The sequence below is a fragment of the Senegalia massiliensis genome, from assembly GCF_009911265.1.
In the GTDB taxonomy this organism is placed as follows: Bacteria; Bacillota; Clostridia; order Tissierellales; family SIT17; genus Anaeromonas; species Anaeromonas massiliensis_A.
This window is the reverse complement of sequence record NZ_QXXA01000007.1, coordinates 209,895-226,652: the sequence shown is the minus strand read 5'-3', so window position 1 is coordinate 226,652 and position 16,758 is coordinate 209,895. Positions and strand designations below refer to the sequence as shown.

General features: G+C 25.2%; 16 protein-coding genes and 1 tRNA gene. 13 read left to right on the top strand and 4 right to left on the bottom strand.

Annotated elements, in window-relative coordinates; genetic code table 11:
- Positions 1-14 precede the first annotated feature (14 nt).
- Positions 15-90 (top strand) — tRNA-Phe (locus tag D3Z33_RS08230).
- Positions 91-138: 48 nt separating this feature from the next.
- On the opposite strand, the gene D3Z33_RS08225 is transcribed toward D3Z33_RS08230, so the two are convergent.
- Positions 139-1,155: a ribonuclease H-like domain-containing protein gene (locus tag D3Z33_RS08225; protein ID WP_160197285.1), complete on the bottom strand. Its 1,017-nt coding sequence runs from the start codon at positions 1,153-1,155 to the stop codon at positions 139-141.
- A gap of 136 nt (positions 1,156-1,291) precedes the next feature.
- On the opposite strand from D3Z33_RS08225, the gene D3Z33_RS08220 reads away from it, so the two are divergent.
- From D3Z33_RS08220 to D3Z33_RS08205, 4 genes are all read left to right on the top strand, one after another.
- On the top strand, positions 1,292-2,647 hold the full coding sequence (locus D3Z33_RS08220; protein ID WP_160197284.1) for a hypothetical protein: 1,356 nt from the start codon (positions 1,292-1,294) through the stop codon (positions 2,645-2,647).
- Positions 2,648-2,724: 77 nt separating this feature from the next.
- Positions 2,725-3,711: an acyl-CoA dehydratase activase-related protein gene (locus D3Z33_RS08215; protein ID WP_160197283.1), complete on the top strand. Its 987-nt coding sequence runs from the start codon at positions 2,725-2,727 to the stop codon at positions 3,709-3,711.
- Positions 3,683-4,789, top strand: coding sequence for a CoA protein activase (locus tag D3Z33_RS08210; RefSeq protein ID WP_160197282.1), 1,107 nt, complete (start codon positions 3,683-3,685; stop codon positions 4,787-4,789). Before D3Z33_RS08215 ends, D3Z33_RS08210 begins: the two co-directional genes overlap by 29 nt.
- A complete protein-coding gene (locus tag D3Z33_RS08205) occupies positions 4,764-5,741 on the top strand; it encodes an acyl-CoA dehydratase activase (RefSeq protein WP_160197281.1) in 978 nt (325 codons plus the stop codon). The genes D3Z33_RS08210 and D3Z33_RS08205 overlap by 26 nt, the downstream gene beginning before the upstream one ends.
- Before the next feature lie 59 nt (positions 5,742-5,800).
- Here D3Z33_RS08205 and D3Z33_RS08200 read toward each other — a convergent pair whose 3' ends face one another.
- Positions 5,801-6,730: a hypothetical protein gene (locus tag D3Z33_RS08200; protein ID WP_160197280.1), complete on the bottom strand. Its 930-nt coding sequence runs from the start codon at positions 6,728-6,730 to the stop codon at positions 5,801-5,803.
- Positions 6,731-6,888: 158 nt separating this feature from the next.
- Between D3Z33_RS08200 and D3Z33_RS08195 the strand changes: the two genes are divergently transcribed.
- A complete protein-coding gene (locus tag D3Z33_RS08195; RefSeq protein ID WP_160197279.1) occupies positions 6,889-8,199 on the top strand; it encodes a hypothetical protein in 1,311 nt (436 codons plus the stop codon).
- Positions 8,200-8,221: 22 nt separating this feature from the next.
- Here the strand turns inward: D3Z33_RS08195 and D3Z33_RS08190 are convergent, their stop codons facing one another.
- A complete protein-coding gene (locus D3Z33_RS08190) occupies positions 8,222-9,211 on the bottom strand; it encodes an asparaginase (protein ID WP_160197278.1) in 990 nt (329 codons plus the stop codon).
- A gap of 295 nt (positions 9,212-9,506) precedes the next feature.
- Between D3Z33_RS08190 and D3Z33_RS08185 the strand changes: the two genes are divergently transcribed.
- From D3Z33_RS08185 to thiI, 3 genes are read left to right on the top strand one after another with little or no spacing between them, the layout of a single operon-like run.
- A complete protein-coding gene (locus D3Z33_RS08185; protein ID WP_160197277.1) occupies positions 9,507-10,118 on the top strand; it encodes a lactate utilization protein in 612 nt (203 codons plus the stop codon).
- Between the two features lie 13 nt (positions 10,119-10,131).
- Complete coding sequence (locus D3Z33_RS08180; RefSeq protein ID WP_160197276.1) at positions 10,132-11,286, top strand: cysteine desulfurase family protein; 1,155 nt, start codon at positions 10,132-10,134, stop codon at positions 11,284-11,286.
- A 4-nt stretch (positions 11,287-11,290) separates the two neighbouring features.
- Complete coding sequence (gene thiI / locus D3Z33_RS08175) at positions 11,291-12,460, top strand: tRNA uracil 4-sulfurtransferase ThiI (RefSeq protein WP_160197275.1); 1,170 nt, start codon at positions 11,291-11,293, stop codon at positions 12,458-12,460.
- Between the two features lie 17 nt (positions 12,461-12,477).
- Here the strand turns inward: thiI and D3Z33_RS08170 are convergent, their stop codons facing one another.
- Positions 12,478-13,326, bottom strand: coding sequence for a DMT family transporter (locus D3Z33_RS08170; RefSeq protein ID WP_160197274.1), 849 nt, complete (start codon positions 13,324-13,326; stop codon positions 12,478-12,480).
- 223 nt (positions 13,327-13,549) lie between these two features.
- Here D3Z33_RS08170 and D3Z33_RS08165 point away from each other — a divergent pair, with 223 nt between their 5' ends.
- The 4 genes from D3Z33_RS08165 to D3Z33_RS08150 are packed head-to-tail and all read left to right on the top strand — an operon-like array spanning position 13,550 to position 16,757.
- Positions 13,550-14,089 carry a helix-turn-helix domain-containing protein gene (locus D3Z33_RS08165; protein WP_160197273.1) on the top strand — a complete coding sequence of 180 codons (540 nt, stop codon included), beginning with the start codon at positions 13,550-13,552 and terminating at the stop codon, positions 14,087-14,089.
- A 13-nt stretch (positions 14,090-14,102) separates the two neighbouring features.
- Positions 14,103-15,143 (top strand): spermidine/putrescine ABC transporter ATP-binding protein, encoded by a 1,041-nt coding sequence (gene potA, locus D3Z33_RS08160; protein WP_160197272.1) that lies wholly within the window; start codon positions 14,103-14,105, stop codon positions 15,141-15,143.
- Positions 15,144-15,147: 4 nt separating this feature from the next.
- Positions 15,148-15,981, top strand: coding sequence for an ABC transporter permease (locus tag D3Z33_RS08155; protein WP_160197271.1), 834 nt, complete (start codon positions 15,148-15,150; stop codon positions 15,979-15,981).
- A complete protein-coding gene (locus D3Z33_RS08150) occupies positions 15,975-16,757 on the top strand; it encodes an ABC transporter permease (protein ID WP_160197270.1) in 783 nt (260 codons plus the stop codon). The genes D3Z33_RS08155 and D3Z33_RS08150 overlap by 7 nt, the downstream gene beginning before the upstream one ends.
- Position 16,758: the final 1 nt, after the last annotated feature.

The window sequence follows — 16,758 nt, the reverse complement described above, 5'->3', positions numbered from 1 at the left end:
AAGGCCCACCACTTGCCCAGATAGCTCAGTCGGTAGAGCAGAGGACTGAAAATCCTCGTGTCGGTGGTTCGATTCCGCCTCTGGGCACCACTGAAAAAGCTTCTAAACTTAATGTTTGGAAGCTTTTTTAATATATAATTATTTAGTGAGTTTATTTAATATTCCATTCATAATTGATTGAAATAGCATTGTTAAATTTTCATATATAATTTTTTTATCATCTTTTATAATAATTAAGTGAGAAGGTAAGTTATATTTTGTTTGATCTGTTAAATTTAGTGATAAATCACATTTATCTTGATCTAAATAATAACAATATTTGCCTGTAGATAATTTTCCTTTTTTTAGTGAGATATTTAAAGAAAATAAACCATTTTTAACTTGCCATCTAAAACTATAATTATCTCTATAATATATTTGATCATTTAAATCTAAATAGTTAGAGCTACCACATATGCTTAGTGTTTCTTCATTTAAATCAATATTTCTTAGATCTGTACTAAATTCAACTTTATTATTTCTAAAAGTATGAATAAAATTAATATTAGATTTTCTTTTTATTAAATTATATATCTCTAGTATTTTTGGTAAGTAATAAATATCATCATGATTATGTCCTAAAATAATACTTTTTATTTTTTCATCTTTAGTTTTTATATAATCATAATATAAATCTATACTATCTTTTCCAGAAATTATATCATTTCTTTTTATTCCTAATCTTTTTTCAAGAGTTTTTAATTTACAGTTTTCTAAATTTAATAGTTCTTTATTTTTTCTTGCAGTTTTCAATAAATCAATATTATTACTTTTACTTATCGTATAATCTATTGAATTGGATTTGATTCTACTATTTAAAAAAGGAATATCAAATGTATCTCCATTAAAGGAAATTAAATATTTGAATTTTGAAATAAAACCAATAAATTTTATTAACATTTCTTTTTCATCATTTAAGTTTTCTGAAAAAAATTGAATTATTTTACTTCCTTTATAAGTTGGATAGAGTATTCCTATCAGCATAACTTTATTTTTATATCTATTAAAACCTGTAGTTTCTATATCAAAAAAACAATAACTATTGTTTTTAATTGTATTTTTAATTTCTTCAGGTAAAGCTATAATTTCTTTTGATTCATATGTAATTATTTCCATTATAATTCCTCCAAATTCTATCAACTTATATTATAAATCATTTAATCTATATAGTAAAATTATTTAATTAATAAATATAATATAAATAATGAAATTTTAAATGATAAATGTTAATATAAATATAGAGGTGGATAAAATGGACAAAAATGAACTGACAAATAATATAAAAATATCATCAAAAAATCAAAATAATGTTATTATGAAATTATCTATTTTAGAAATATTTTTTAGAGAAAAAAATATTATAAAAAGTGAAGAAAAAATAAGAGGTATTATATCTAATTTAGAAGACCAAAATACAAAAATTATTGAATTAAAAACTGAAATATTTAACAATATAATTAATATAAAAGATGACTTTTCAAGTATAAGCAAAAAAAATATAAATTATTATATTGATATAAGAAATGATATACATAAAACATTAATGGATTTATCAAGATATCTTACAGAAATATCTTATTATAATAATATATATTATGATTTTTTATCAAGAAAACAGTTTGATAAAAATATACCTATATCTTTTGAAGATTTTTATAAAAAAATATATGATTATTTAATGATAGATAAAATGACTATAAATCAAAAGATAGCTGAAGTTATTTGGGTTATACCAATGAAAATAACTAAACAAAAATATTATTCAATATTATCAAATTCACTTAAGAAAAGTTTTAAGAATTTAAATAAAGAAAAGTGTGAAATTTTATTTAAAAGGTATAAAAGTATTTTCAATGGAACACTTGAATGGGAATATGTTAATGCATTCGATAAATATTTTAGAATAACTCAAAATTATAAAGAAGTTGATTATAAACATATATCTCAAGAAGAATTGGATAAAAATTTTATAGATTCTAAAAATATAATAAGAGAAATTGAAGACTTATTAGAGTTTCTTAGAGAATTAGGTTTAATTATAAATAAATTTATTATTGTTCATATGATAATTGATGAAATGGATAAAGAAGATAAAAAGAAAGTAGAAATCTTTTTACAAGATCTAACAAAATATGACTATAAAATGCTGTTAAATAAATCAAATGAAATTGAAAGTGATTTAATGAAAGTAACTAAAGTATATCAAGAAGATACACAAAATATAATAAATAATAATATAGGAATCGATAAAAATTTAGAAGATATATATTCTAAAACTGAGAAAATATTATCCTATTTAAATGATTATTATATTGAAAGTGAAGAATTATTAATCAAAAATGATGAATCAATAGAACAAAATTATTTAGATAAATTAATTAGTAATTTTATAGAGTTTATTGAAAGAAATATAAAAAATATGGATAATACAAATAGGAAAATTAGAATGAAAAAAATACTTACATTATTAGAAATTCCATTTAATACTCCTGATGATTTTTTTGATTACTTAAAAAGTAGTATAGAATTTAATAATGATAGAAAAGAGATTCAATATATTATGAATGAAGTTTATAATATATTAAACCATAAAAAAAGTTCTCATTAATGAGAACTTTTTTTATGGTTTAATTAGAATAATAATTCGAATTTTGTCTATAATAATGAGTGGATTGGAGGTTAAATATGATAAAAATAGGAATACCACGTGGAATGAATTATTTTGACTTTTTTCCATTGTGGGATGAATTTTTTACTCAACTTGGAGCAGAAGTTATAACATCAAAAAAAACAAATAAAGACATTTTAAATATGGGAGTATTAAACTCAATAGATGATGCTTGCTTGCCGGTAAAGATATTTCATGGTCATGTATATAGTATAAAAGATGATGTAGATTATTTATTTATACCTAGGATAATAAGCATTCAAAAAAGTGAGTACGAATGTCCTAAAATATTAGGTTTACCTGCTATGGTGAAAAATACAGTTCCAGATTTACCAGAAATAATAGATATAGAAATTAATCTTAGAAAAAGAAAGATGTATCTTTTAAAAGAAGTGTATAGAGCAGGATCTAAAGTAACAAATAATTATATAAAAATACGAAATGCATATCTAAAATCTCAAGAAAAATATAATGAATATAAAATTTTATTGAATAATGGATTAAATCCAAATAATATTATTGAAAAGAATAGTAACAAAAAAGGAGAATATAAAAATAAACACTTAAATGTTTTATTAATTGGTCATCATTATAATTTATATGATGATTATATTAATATGAATGTATTTACTAAATTAAATAATATGGATGTAAATATAATTACTCCTAACATGGTAAAAGAAAAAGAGATTGAATTTTATATTTCAAAATTATCAAAGAGAATGTTTTGGACCTCAGGAAAGAAAATTGTTGGGGCATCAATGTATATGATTAATGAAAGAAATATTGATGGGATTATTTTTGTTTCTTCTTTTGGATGTGGTTTAGACTCAATATTGATTGATATGGTAGAAAGAGAATCAAAAATAAAAAATATACCATTTAATTTAATTACTTTAGATGAACATTCAGGTGAAGCAGGAATAAATACTAGAATAGAAGCTTTTATAGACATGATTAAATGGAGGTCAAATGATGAAGATTACTTTTCCACATATGGGTAATGTATATATTGCTGCTAAAGGACTATTGGAGGATTTAGATAGAGAAGTAATATTACCACCTCCAATAACAAAAAAAACATTGGAATTAGGGATTAAATATTCTCCAGAATCTATATGTATGCCATTAAAAATAAATATAGGAAATTATATAGAAAGTATAGAAAAAGGTGCAGATACTATAATAATAACTGGAAGTTGTGGACCTTGTAGATTTGGATTTTATGCTGATATGGAGAGAAAGATACTAAGTGACTTAGGATATAATATCAATTTTGTTAGTTTGGATCCTCCAGAAGGACAATTTAAAAATTTAGTAAATGAAATAATCAAAGTAGCTGGGACAAATAATATTTTCAAAATCATAAAAGCAATTATAAATGCTAAGAAAACATTATATTTATCTGATAGTTTGGTAAATTATTCAAATTATAAAAGAGCTGTAGTTCATGAGAAGTATAAAGTTGATAATATAATGGATTATTTTTATTCTAATATTGAGGAAGTTAAAGGTACATACAATATAAGAAAACTTATAGATACAAGTTTTAATAGACTAAATGATTTAAAAGAATATAAACAAAGTAACCAAATTAAAATAGGTATCATTGGTGAAATATATACTATAATTGAACCTTATGTAAACTTAGAAATTGAAAAAAAACTAGGTAATATGGGGGTAATAGTAGATAAATCTTTAACTCCAAGTAAGTGGGTATCACATCATTTAGGACTTGGAAATTTAGGTATAAGTAGCGAAAAAATAAAATGGAAAAAAGCAAAACCTTATTTACCTACTTTAGTAGGGGGACATGGAAGAGAAACAGTAGGTAGTGCAATTATATATGCAGAAGAAAATTATGATGGGTTAATTCAAATTCTTCCCTTTAATTGTATGCCAGAAATAGTAGCGGAAAGTATAATGCCAAGTATTAAAAAAGATTATGATATTCCTATAATGACTTTAATAGTTGATGAGCTTACTGGAGAAGCTGGATATCAAACAAGAATAGAAGCATTTATTGATTTAGTAAAAAAGAGAAAGGAGCAAGAAAATGAACAGATTATTCTTGGGAGTTGATGTAGGGTCTGTAAGTACAAATATAGTTTTATTAGATGATGATAATAATATAATAGAAAAAAATTATGTTAGAACTAAAGGAAATCCTATAAAGGTAATTACAGAGTTAATGAAAGAAATAGGAGAAAGGTATAGTGATAGTGATATTAAGGGTGTAGGTACTACAGGAAGTGGAAGGAATTTAGCAAACATAATTCTAGGAGCTGATATAGTAAAGAATGAAATAACATCTCATGCTATAGCAGCTATAAATTTTATACCTGATGTTAAAACCATTCTGGAAATTGGAGGACAGGATTCTAAAATTATATTAATTGATAATGGTATTGTTACAGATTTTGCGATGAATACAGTATGTGCTGCAGGAACAGGATCATTTTTAGATAGACAGGCTCAACGATTAAATATTGATATAAAAAATTTTGGTGATATAGCTATACAGTCAAATAATCCCGTTAGGATTGCAGGAAGATGTGCAGTATTTGCAGAATCAGATATGATTCATAAACAACAATTAGGGCATAATTATGAAGATATTTTAAATGGATTATGTGAAGCATTAGTAAGAAACTATATAAACAATTTAGCAAAAGGAAAAAGGATAGAGGGACCAGTAATATTTCAAGGAGGTGTAGCTGCCAATAAAGGTATTATTAAAGCTTTTAAAAAGTATTTAAATAAAGAAGTATTTGTTCCTGAACATCATGATTGTATGGGAGCTATTGGTGCAGCTATACTTGCAAAGGATAAAGTTAAAAGAACAAATAGAACAAAGTTTAGAGGGCTTGATAAAGTCAAATTAGAATATAATGTAAGAGGATTTGAGTGTAAAGATTGTCCTAATATGTGTGAAGTAGTAGAGATTGTTTCAAATGATAAAATATTAGCTAGATGGCAAGATAAATGTGGTAAATACTCAAATATTAATAGTGAAAATGAAAAGTTAGCTTAGAGTACTAAAATAGTTAAAGCTAGAACTAAAATTTTAGTTCTAGCTTTAACTATGTTTAATTAATCTTCTACCTCTTCGTTTAATGCACAGTGATGATGATCTTTTCTACTACTTTCATCTATTTGATTAGGGAATAGTGATGGGAAAGTTTCACATATTGGTGCAATCTCTGCTGCTAATTGAGGGAAACCAGTTGATAATACACATAATTGTACTGGAACAATTATTTTCTTTTCACAAGTTACACATAATGAAATGAGTAAGTTTCCTCTAACTGCACCATTAGGATTTACATTTAAGTCCCTAGTTATGCTTTGAGTAGCAAGTCTTGTTTCACAAGATAAGTTGCAGAATTCAGTAAATCTTGGCAAGAAAGCTCCATCAAAAACAGAAGGCAAACATAATTCAAAGAAATTTGTTAAAGTAAGTGGATCTAATGATACATTAGCTGTTAAAGTAGTTCTGTTTCTATCTCCACAATCATCTGCATATATAATATCAATTTCTACGATTACATTACCAGTTATATCAATATTTTGAGTACCAAATATTGGAGTACCTTTATTTTCTTTATCACAATCTGAAGTATCTGCATATATTAGCTTTTGACTTTTCTTACCATCTGGACCTGTTACTAATACATCACATTCACCATCTTTTACAAAACTTGCACCTGATATTTCTGTAGTAGGTGTAATTTTTAAATTTTCAGGACATTTTATATCTTTTGGATTGAAGAATTTTCTACATCTAATGTCAAGAACTCTTAGAATTCTAGATCCTGCTGGTAAATTTGGTCTAAATCTTTGTCTTGCTACTGTTCGTAATCCTTGTAAGTTAAATAAAGCTGCATCATATACTTTTTGAACATATATTGGTTCTGATACTACATTTTTTAAAGAACCGTCAAATTTACAACCTGTTGTAGCTTCACAGCATTGTTCCGGTTGTGTTAAATCTAGAAGATCATTATTATTTTTTCGTTTCATTATTTTTTCCTCCCTAAAACATATTGGAATTATACTTCCTACTTTCAATATATTCTAAAACTAATAACCTGTTACAATTATTATAGAAGTAATATTTTTATAATAATTTAAATAGAATTATATAAATAAGGTTTATAGTTAATGGAAAGGAGGTACTTATGTCTTTACTTAAAAACTCTTCATATTTATTAACTGATTCTTTTGGGAATATATATAATTTGTTATATAAAGATGAAGATATCAACTTTATAACATATGATAAAATATTATCAAAAAATAAAAAAGAAGTTTTAGTTAAAAATTGTAATGAACATTTCTATTCCTTTATAGATCGTAAGAATAATATAAATATTGTTTATCAAGAAAACAATAATAATAATATTTATTTTTCAACTTATTTAAGTGGAAATTGGAATCATAAAACTATAGTTGAAGATTCAAATAAAATTTATGAGCCACAAATGATAAAATTATATGATAATATTCATATATTCTATTTTCAAAAAAGTGTTCAAAAAAATTATTATGAATTTATGCATGTGGTTGTATACAATGACAATGTTGTTAAAAATAAATTATTTACTATAGAAACAAATGGCATTTTAAACCCATATAATATAACACTTTACAATCGAGGAGTAATTATATCATATATGAACTTTAAGGATTATTATCATAATATAGAACTAAGATATTTTAATCTAGAGAAAAACCAATTAGGAGATGAAATAGTAATAAATGAAGAAAAATATGAAAAATATTATTTAGATATTTTAGGTATAGATAACTCAAAATTACTAATGAGTTATTCAGCAAAGCAAGATGAGAATTTTAAAATTATATGTGATTATATAAGTTTAGATAATGAAAAGTCTAAAGTAGAATCAAGAGCTGTTTTATCTAATTTATCAAACTGTATGTATCCAACAATTATTTTAGAAGGTGAAAATATATGGGTTTGTTGGTATGAATTTAAATCAATAATGAGTTCAGTTAAACGAAAAGATAACAAAAAATTTGAAGGGCCATATTTATGGAATGATTCTAAAGGAAAAGATTTATTAAGATATGGATATAGCTCTAACTCAAAAAATAATATTTATAAATTGAACTATTCATTTGGCACGATTCCTCCAGAAATTTCTTTTATAGGTTTTGGAAAACTTGAAAATGTTGAAGAAGTACCTTTAAAAAAAAATTCAAAAGGTGGTGATATTATAGAAACTAATAATAACGATTATATAAAGCCTAAAAAAAATTATAGTTATGATTATGATGATTTAGAGGATCTTAAAATTGAAATAGAAGAAAATAAAAAATTAATAACAAAGATATTACAATCTACAATAAAAGAAAATAATGAATATGAAAAACTAAACAAAAGAATATCTGAGTTAGAAGATAGGATAAAAGATATAGAAGATTTTTTAAGTAGAAGACGAAGAGGTTCAATATTTAGTTCGAGATAGATTTAAATAGGATCATATGATCCTATTTAAATCTATCTTTTTCAAATATATCTTTAATTTTATTAATATCTTTTGTCATACTAAGTGCTAGCATTAACTTTATTCTAGCTTTTTGACCTGGAAGGTTAAATCCAAATATCGCACCAATATCTCTTAACATTTTACCCGCACCTAAATATCCATAAGTATCTAATACTCTTCCAGTAGGGCATCTAGAAACTATAATAACTGGAATATTTTTATTTATAGCTCTTTTTATTCCATCTAACATACTAGGGGGAACATTTCCTCTTCCCATTGCTTCTATAACTAATCCTTTGTAACCATTATTTATGTAAAAGTCAATTATATCAGAATCCATTCCAGCTCCAGATTTAATTAATCCTACTTTTGATTCTAATTTATCTATATTTAATATATGATCGTGAGATTTTTTTTCTCTGTAATATAGAACTTCATCATTATCAACTATTCCTAAAGGTCCAAATTCTGGAGATTTAAAAGTATCTAGTGATAAGGTATTTGTTTTTGTAACTTCAGTTGCAGCATTAACTTCATTGTTCATTACTACTAGGACACCTTTACCTTTAGACTCTTCAGAAATTGCTGTACAAATACCAGCTGATAAATTACTTGGTCCATCATAACCAAGTTCAGATCCATTTCTCATAGCTCCTAATACAATAATAGGTTTTTCTGATTTTATATTTAATTCTAAGAAAAATGCAGTTTCTTCTAATGTATCAGTCCCATGTGTAACAATTACGGCATCAATATCTTCACGTTTTAATATGTTCTTAATAGTATTTGATAGTTCAAGCATTAGATCTGGTGTCATATGTGGCCCTGGTAATTTTGAAAAATTAATTGTTTCAATATCAGCATACTTTTCTATATTTGTAACCATAGACATAATTTCTTGACTGCTTAATGCTGGAATTGCAGCATTTATTCTAGGGTCTACTTTCATAGAAATTGTTCCACCATTAAATATAATAGCAACTTTTTTCATTGTTAAAACCTCCTAACTATAATTATTTTAACAGATAAATTAAATTAAATGTATATAAAATATATTAAAAAAAATTAAGGAAATAAAAAATGACCCAACGGGGGTCATTTTTTATTTCCTTTAACCGTTCAAAAGGGGTATTGGGAATAGAGATTTAATTTGAGGTTACCAGGGGGATAACCAATTAAAATTATAACAAATAACGACAAATTTCGCAAGTACTTTTTATAAAAAATATATATAATTTTTTTATGTTATAATATATTAGCAGAAGATTAATATGGAGGAGATTTTATTGAAAAATTTAGTTGATATAACTATAAACAATTTAGAAAATAATGGATTTCAAGTAGAGTATTTTGATAACATTAATATAGCTAAAGATTATTTGTTAAGTAAAATAGATATAGAAACGGATGTAGGAATCGGGGGTTCAATGACAATATTTGATTCTAAGATACATGAAGAATTAATTAAAAAAGGAAATAAAGTTTATTGGCATTGGTTATGTGATTCTGAAAATAAAAATACTGTCTTACGAAATGCAAGTAATTCCAATATATATCTTTCTAGTTCTAATGCCATAACAAGTGAAGGAAAATTAATTAATATTGATGGAGTAGGCAATAGAGTAACTTCTATGGTTTATGGACATGATAAGGTATATATATTAGTTGGAATAAATAAGATTGTAGAAAATAATGAAGAAGCCATAAATAGAATTAAAGAAGTTACATGTCCAAAGAATGCTGAAAGATTAAATCTTAATACACCTTGTAGACATACTGGAAAGTGTAATGATTGTAACTCTCTAGATAGGATGTGTAATGTTACAGTGATTTTAGAAAAAAAACCAATGAAAACTGATATAGAAATTATAATAATAAATCAAAAATTAGGATATTGATAGAGGTGAAAACATGTTTGTTTATCTAGATAATAGTGCAACAACAAAACCTAGAGATGAAGTAATTGATGAAATGAATATTTTATTAAGAGAAGATTATGGTAATCCATCTTCACTTCATAGAATGGGGCTTAAAGTAGAGAAAAAAATTAAAAGAGGCAGAGATATAATTTCAAAATATTTAAATGTAAAATCAAGTGAAATATATTTTACATCAGGAGGTACTGAAAGTAATAACATAGCAATACAAGGTATAATTGAAGCAAATAAAAATAAAGGTAATCATATAATAACTTCTAAAATAGAACATCCTTCAGTATTAAATATTTTAAAAAACTATGAACAAAAAGGTTTTAAAATTACTTACTTAGATGTAGATGAATATGGTATTATAGATTTAAATCAATTTAAAGATGAATTATTGGAAGATACTATACTTGTAAGTCTTATGATGGTTAATAATGAAGTAGGTAGCATACAACCATTGGAAAAGGTTAAAGAGATAATTAATAACAATAAATCAAATGCATATTTGCATGTTGATGGAATTCAAGCTTTAGGTAAAATTGATTTTAATATTAAAAAGATGGGCATAGATAGCTTTTCTTTTAGTGCTCATAAAATACATGGCCCTAAAGGGGTAGGATGTCTCTATATAAGAGATGGATTAAATATTAAATCTATTATTTTTGGAGGAGAACAAGAAAAAGGTATAAGATCTGGGACAGAAAATACTCCGGGAATAATTGGTTTATCAAAAGCTATAGAGATATTAAATTCTGAAGGGAATTCTGAAAAAAAATATTTAGATGATTTAAAGAACTATTTTATTGAAAAGGTAAAAGAAAATATATCTGATATTAAAATAAATACAGCATATATAAATAGTGCTCCACATATAGTTAATATTTCTTTTATAAATACTAAAGGCGAAGTATTACTTCACTTTTTAGAAAGTGATGATATATATGTATCCACTGGATCAGCTTGCTCATCTAAAGATGATAGAGGAAGCTATGTTCTTAAATCTATGGGGCTAAAAAATGTAGAGATTGAATCTGCTATAAGATTTAGCTTTAGTATTTATAATACTAAAGAACAAATAGATTATGTTATTAAAAAATTAAAGTTAAGAGTAGAAGAAATAAGAGATATAATGATGAGGTGAAATTATGAAAAATGTAATAAGCATAAGTGTAGGAGAAGTGGCATTAAAGAAAGGAAAGAGAAACTTTTTTGAAAAAAAGTTATTAGGAAAAATTAAAGCAGCAACTAGGGACTTAGGAAGTCCTAATGTATATAGAGAACTTGGAAAGATGTATGTAGAAGTAAATGAAGATAATATTGATAAAGTAATAAATAGAGTAAAAAAAGTCTTTGGATTAGTTCATTTAAGTCCAGCATATAAAATAGAAAAAAATTTAGATAGCATAAAAGTTAATTCTCTAAAAGCATTAAAAGAAGCTATAAAAAAACGTAAAATAAGAACATTTAAAGTTGATTGTAAGAGGGCTGATAAAAAATTTCCTGTTAATTCAATGGAAGTAGCTAGAGAAGTAGGAGCATATATATTACAGAATACTGAGGATTTAAAAGTTGATATTCATAATCCCGATATTTATGTTTATGTAGATATAAGACAAAAAGTTTATATCTATACAGAAAAAATATATGGATATGGTGGGTTACCATTAGGAACCAATGGTAAAGGATTATTATTATTATCAGGAGGAATAGATAGTCCAGTAGCAGGATTTATGATTGCAAAAAGAGGAGTATCAATAGAGGCAGTACATTATCATAGCTACCCATTTACAAGTGAAAGAGCTGAAGAAAAGGTAAAAGATTTAGCTAAAATAATTTCTATGTATACAGGAGAAATAAAGTTATATAGTGTAAACATACTAAATATACAAAAAGCTATTAATAAGTATTGTCCGCCATCAGAAATGACTATAATATCAAGAAGATTTATGACTAAAATAGCAGAAAGCATAGCAAATATAAATAACATAGATTGTATTATTACAGGTGAGAATCTGGGACAGGTAGCAAGTCAAACTATGAAAAGTTTAAATGTAACTAATTCTTCAGTTAATATACCTATATTAAGACCACTTATTGGATTTAATAAGACAGAAATAATTGAAATAGCAAAAGATATAGAAACATTTGAAACATCTATATTACCATTTGAAGACTGCTGTTCTGTATTTTTACCTAAGCACCCAGTAACTAGTCCAGAATTAAGAGATATAGAAGAATCTGAAAAGGTTTTGGATGTAGAAGGATTAATAGAAGATGCAATTAATAAAATGAAAATAACTACAATAAGTATATAAAAAAAGGCTTAATTATTTTAAGCCTTTTTTTTATTAGTATAATAATTGATAAATCCTGCAAGAATAATCAAAGAACCTCCTATAGAACTTAATATTCCAGGGATTTCTGACCAAACAATTATACCTATTATTGTTGAAAACACAATATTAGTATAAGTATATATTGCGAGTTCGCCAGCTGGTGCAAATCTATATGCATTTGTCATACAAAATTGAGCTGCAGTTGCAAATGTACCAAGAGCTAAAAAACCCACTGTTTGTTTGGCATCAGGAATTACAAATTGTCCATTTAACATAAATGGAATCATTGCTATTGTTGAAATTAATGTAAAATAAAAAACAATAGTCTCTGAAGAATCAGTATGTCTTAGATGACGTATTACAGTATATGCAGAACCTGCAAAAAAAGATGCTGTAAGAGCTATTATATATGGCATTAAACTTACATCAAATTCTGGTTTTATAACAAGTCCAGCACCTAAAATAGCTAATATTAAAGATAAAATTTGAAGCTTTTTTATTTTTTCACCTAAAAATACTGCTGCAAGTAGTAACACAAAGAATGGTGACATTTTATTTAATATAACAGAATCAGCTAAAGGTAGATACGATAGTGCATAAAAATATCCAGCTACTCCTAAAAGACCAAATATACTTCTTAGAATCAGAAGTTTTTTATTATTACCTAACATAGATTTTTTATTCTTGACAATTAAATATGTAGCTACTATAAAACCTAGTAAGTTTCTAAAAAATATTTTTTCTGCTACAGGTATTCCATCTAGATACTTAACAGTAGCTGCCATTAGAGCAAAGAATAAAGCAGATAATAAAATCAAAACTATTCCTTTTTTTCTATCATTCATACTAAAACCTCCTAAAAGCTTACTATAATATTGTACACTAAATATATTATAAGTAAATAGGTTCAATTGAAGTTTTTAAATTGAGATAATGTAATTATAATTTATTATATATTTTAATTAAAAATTATTGACATTAATTGACTTAACAAGTATAATAATTATTGCTTAAGTTTAGTAATTATAAACTTTTAGTTTAATAAAGTTTTCATTGGAGGGTGATTATATGAATATTGGAAAGAAAATTAAAGAACTTAGAATGAAAAATAATTTAACTCAAGAAGAATTAGCTAATAGATGTGAATTATCAAAAGGTTTTATTTCTCAAATTGAAAGAGATTTAACTTCACCTTCAATTACTACATTTACTGATATATTAGAAAGTTTAGGAACTAATTTAAAGGATTTTTTTACTGAAGTTGAAGATGAAAAAATTGTTTTTTCAAAAGATGATATGTTTATAAGCAAAGATGATGAATATAAATTTGAACTTAAATGGATAATACCTAATGCTCAAAAAAATCAAATGGAGCCAATTTTGTTGACATTAGAAGAAGGAGGAAGATATAAAGAGGATCATCCTCATGAAGGTGAAGAATTAGGATATGTATTAAGTGGAAGTATATTTGTTATTCTTGGAGGTAAAAAGTACAAAGCAAAAAAAGGTGAAAGCTTTTATTATAAATCCAATGTAGATCATTCTATAATAAATGCTGGTAAAAAGAAAGCAAGTATAATCTGGATATCTACTCCACCTAACTTTTAAAAGGAGGTATATTATGGAGAAGAATATTATAAAATTAGAAAATATAATTAAAAGTTATGGAGATACAAAAGTGTTGAAAAATATTGATTTAAAAATTAAAGAAAATGAATTTTTAACGCTTTTAGGGCCAAGTGGTTGTGGTAAAACTACTACACTTAGAATAATAGGAGGATTTGAACAACCAAATGAAGGAAATATTTATTTTAATGATAAGAAAATAAACGATGTACCTCCTTATAAAAGACAGATTAATACTGTATTTCAAAAGTATGCACTTTTTCCACATATGAATATTTTTGAAAATATTGCTTTTGGGTTAAAAATAAAAAAAATTTCTCAAGATGAAATAAAAAAGAAAGTAAGCAAGATGCTATCTTTAGTAGGGCTTGAAGGATATGAAAATAGAAAAATAAGTTCACTAAGTGGAGGGCAGCAACAGAGAATAGCTATTGCAAGGGCACTTGTTAATGAACCTAAAGTATTACTATTAGATGAACCTTTAGGAGCCTTAGATTTAAAACTAAGACAAGAAATGCAATTAGAGCTTAAAAACATGCAAAAAGAAGTGGGAATAACTTTTATATATGTTACACATGATCAAGAGGAAGCACTTACTATGTCAGATACTATTATTGTTATGGATAAAGGTGAAATCCAACAAAAAGGAAGTCCAGTTGATATATATAATGAACCTAAAAATAAATTTGTAGCAAAGTTTGTTGGGGAAAGTAATATTATAGAAGGTAAAATGATAAGAGATTATGTAGTAAAATTTGCTGATAACATATTCGACTGTGTAGATAAGGGTTTTAATAATAATGAAAAAGTAGATATAGTTATAAGACCTGAAGATATAAAGTTAGTATCTAAAGAAAATTCTAAACTTATAGGTACTATTAAGTCAGTAATATTTAAAGGAGTTCACTATGAAATGATAATTGAAGAAAATGAAAGGACATGGTTAGTACACAGTACATTGAAACAAGATATGGATACTCAAATCGGAATACATTTCAGACCTGAAGATATACATGTGATGCATAAGGAGGATTAAATTAATGAAAAGAATAGCAGCTTATCCTTATATTTTTTGGAGTGTTATTTTTATTGTATTACCATTAATATTAGTATTTCTATATGGTATTACAATTGAAGATTATTCTAGTCCATTAGGATTAAAGTTTTCTTTGGAAAATTTCTATAGATTTTTAGAACCAGTTTATCTAAATGTTTTATGGAGATCAATTTTACTTGCAGTAATTTCTACTATAATGTGTCTTATAATTGGTTATCCTTTTTCTTTTATACTGTCTAAATTATCTATAAAAAAAAGAAATACTTATATATTATTAGTAATAATACCTATGTGGATGAATTTTTTACTTAGAACTTATGCATGGATGAGTATACTTGGAAAAAAAGGTATTATTAATAATTTATTAAGGAGTATTGGGCTACCTGCACTTGATTTATTATATAATGATGGGGCTGTAATACTTGGTATGGTTTATAATTTTTTACCATTTATGATACTTCCAATTTATACAGTTTTAATTAAAATGGATAAAAATATTTTAGAAGCCGCAGAGGATTTAGGTGCAAATAAATTTAAGGTGTTTTTAAAAGTGATTTTTCCATTAAGTTTACCAGGAGTTATATCTGGGATAACTATGGTATTTATGCCTGCAGTAAGTACTTTTGTAATATCAAAACTTTTAGGTGGAGGTCAATATTGGCTAATAGGAAACTTAGTAGAAGAGCAATTTTTAAGAATAAATGACTGGCATTTTGGTTCAACTATAGCATTAGTACTTATGATAATAATATTATTTGCTATGGCAATTTTAAGCAAGTATGAAGATAAAGAAGAAGGAGGTGCAGGTTTATGGTAGAAAAATATATACAAAAAATATATATATTTTTAATTTTTCTATTTCTTTATGCACCTATTGCTGTACTAATTATATTTTCATTTAATGATTCTAGACTACAAGGTACATGGGATGGATTTACATTAAACTGGTATAGAGAATTATTTAAAAGTAGAGAAATAATGAAATCTCTTTATTATACTATTAGTATAGCAATATTTTCATCAATTATATCTACTATAATTGGTACATTATCTGCTATTGGAATTTATAACATGAAAAGTTTTAGAAAAAAAATTATTTTAAATATAAATTATTTGCCTGTATTAAATCCAGATATAGTTACAGGTATTGCTCTTATGACTTTATTTATATTTATAAAAATTAGACTTGGCTTTATGACTCTTTTACTTTCACATATAACATTTAGCATACCATATGTAATACTTGCTGTATTACCTAAATTAAAACAATTACCTAAAGATATTTCAGAAGCTGCTATGGATTTGGGTGCTACACCTTTTTATGCATTTAGAAAAATAATTCTACCTGAAATATCACCTGGGATAGTAACAGGGGCTTTAATTGCCTTTACACTTTCTATAGATGATTTTGTAATTAGCTTTTTTACAACAGGTTCTGGCATAAGTAATTTGTCAATAACTATATATTCTATGGCTAGGAGAGGAATAGATCCAAAAATAAATGCACTTTCTACATTAATGTTTTTATCTGTATTAATATTAATGTTAATAATAAATAAAAGAACATCAAAAAAAATGAATGAAGAGGTGTAAA

What these genes read in the sequence shown, in the direction of transcription:
- D3Z33_RS08205 (WP_160197281.1), top strand. Translation starts at nt 4,764, where the DNA reads ATGAACAGATTATTCTTGGGAGTTGATGTAGGGTCTGTAAGTACAAAT.
- D3Z33_RS08170 (WP_160197274.1), bottom strand. Translation starts at nt 13,326, where the DNA reads ATGAATGATAGAAAAAAAGGAATAGTTTTGATTTTATTATCTGCTTTA.
- D3Z33_RS08200 (WP_160197280.1), bottom strand. Translation starts at nt 6,730, where the DNA reads ATGAAACGAAAAAATAATAATGATCTTCTAGATTTAACACAACCGGAA.
- D3Z33_RS08165 (WP_160197273.1), top strand. Translation starts at nt 13,550, where the DNA reads ATGAATATTGGAAAGAAAATTAAAGAACTTAGAATGAAAAATAATTTA.
- D3Z33_RS08155 (WP_160197271.1), top strand. Translation starts at nt 15,148, where the DNA reads ATGAAAAGAATAGCAGCTTATCCTTATATTTTTTGGAGTGTTATTTTT.
- D3Z33_RS08220 (WP_160197284.1), top strand. Translation starts at nt 1,292, where the DNA reads ATGGACAAAAATGAACTGACAAATAATATAAAAATATCATCAAAAAAT.
- D3Z33_RS08215 (WP_160197283.1), top strand. Translation starts at nt 2,725, where the DNA reads ATGATAAAAATAGGAATACCACGTGGAATGAATTATTTTGACTTTTTT.
- D3Z33_RS08225 (WP_160197285.1), bottom strand. Translation starts at nt 1,155, where the DNA reads ATGGAAATAATTACATATGAATCAAAAGAAATTATAGCTTTACCTGAA.
- D3Z33_RS08150 (WP_160197270.1), top strand. Translation starts at nt 15,975, where the DNA reads ATGGTAGAAAAATATATACAAAAAATATATATATTTTTAATTTTTCTA.
- thiI (WP_160197275.1), top strand. Translation starts at nt 11,291, where the DNA reads ATGAAAAATGTAATAAGCATAAGTGTAGGAGAAGTGGCATTAAAGAAA.
- D3Z33_RS08180 (WP_160197276.1), top strand. Translation starts at nt 10,132, where the DNA reads ATGTTTGTTTATCTAGATAATAGTGCAACAACAAAACCTAGAGATGAA.
- D3Z33_RS08195 (WP_160197279.1), top strand. Translation starts at nt 6,889, where the DNA reads ATGTCTTTACTTAAAAACTCTTCATATTTATTAACTGATTCTTTTGGG.
- D3Z33_RS08190 (WP_160197278.1), bottom strand. Translation starts at nt 9,211, where the DNA reads ATGAAAAAAGTTGCTATTATATTTAATGGTGGAACAATTTCTATGAAA.
- D3Z33_RS08210 (WP_160197282.1), top strand. Translation starts at nt 3,683, where the DNA reads ATGAAGATTACTTTTCCACATATGGGTAATGTATATATTGCTGCTAAA.
- potA (WP_160197272.1), top strand. Translation starts at nt 14,103, where the DNA reads ATGGAGAAGAATATTATAAAATTAGAAAATATAATTAAAAGTTATGGA.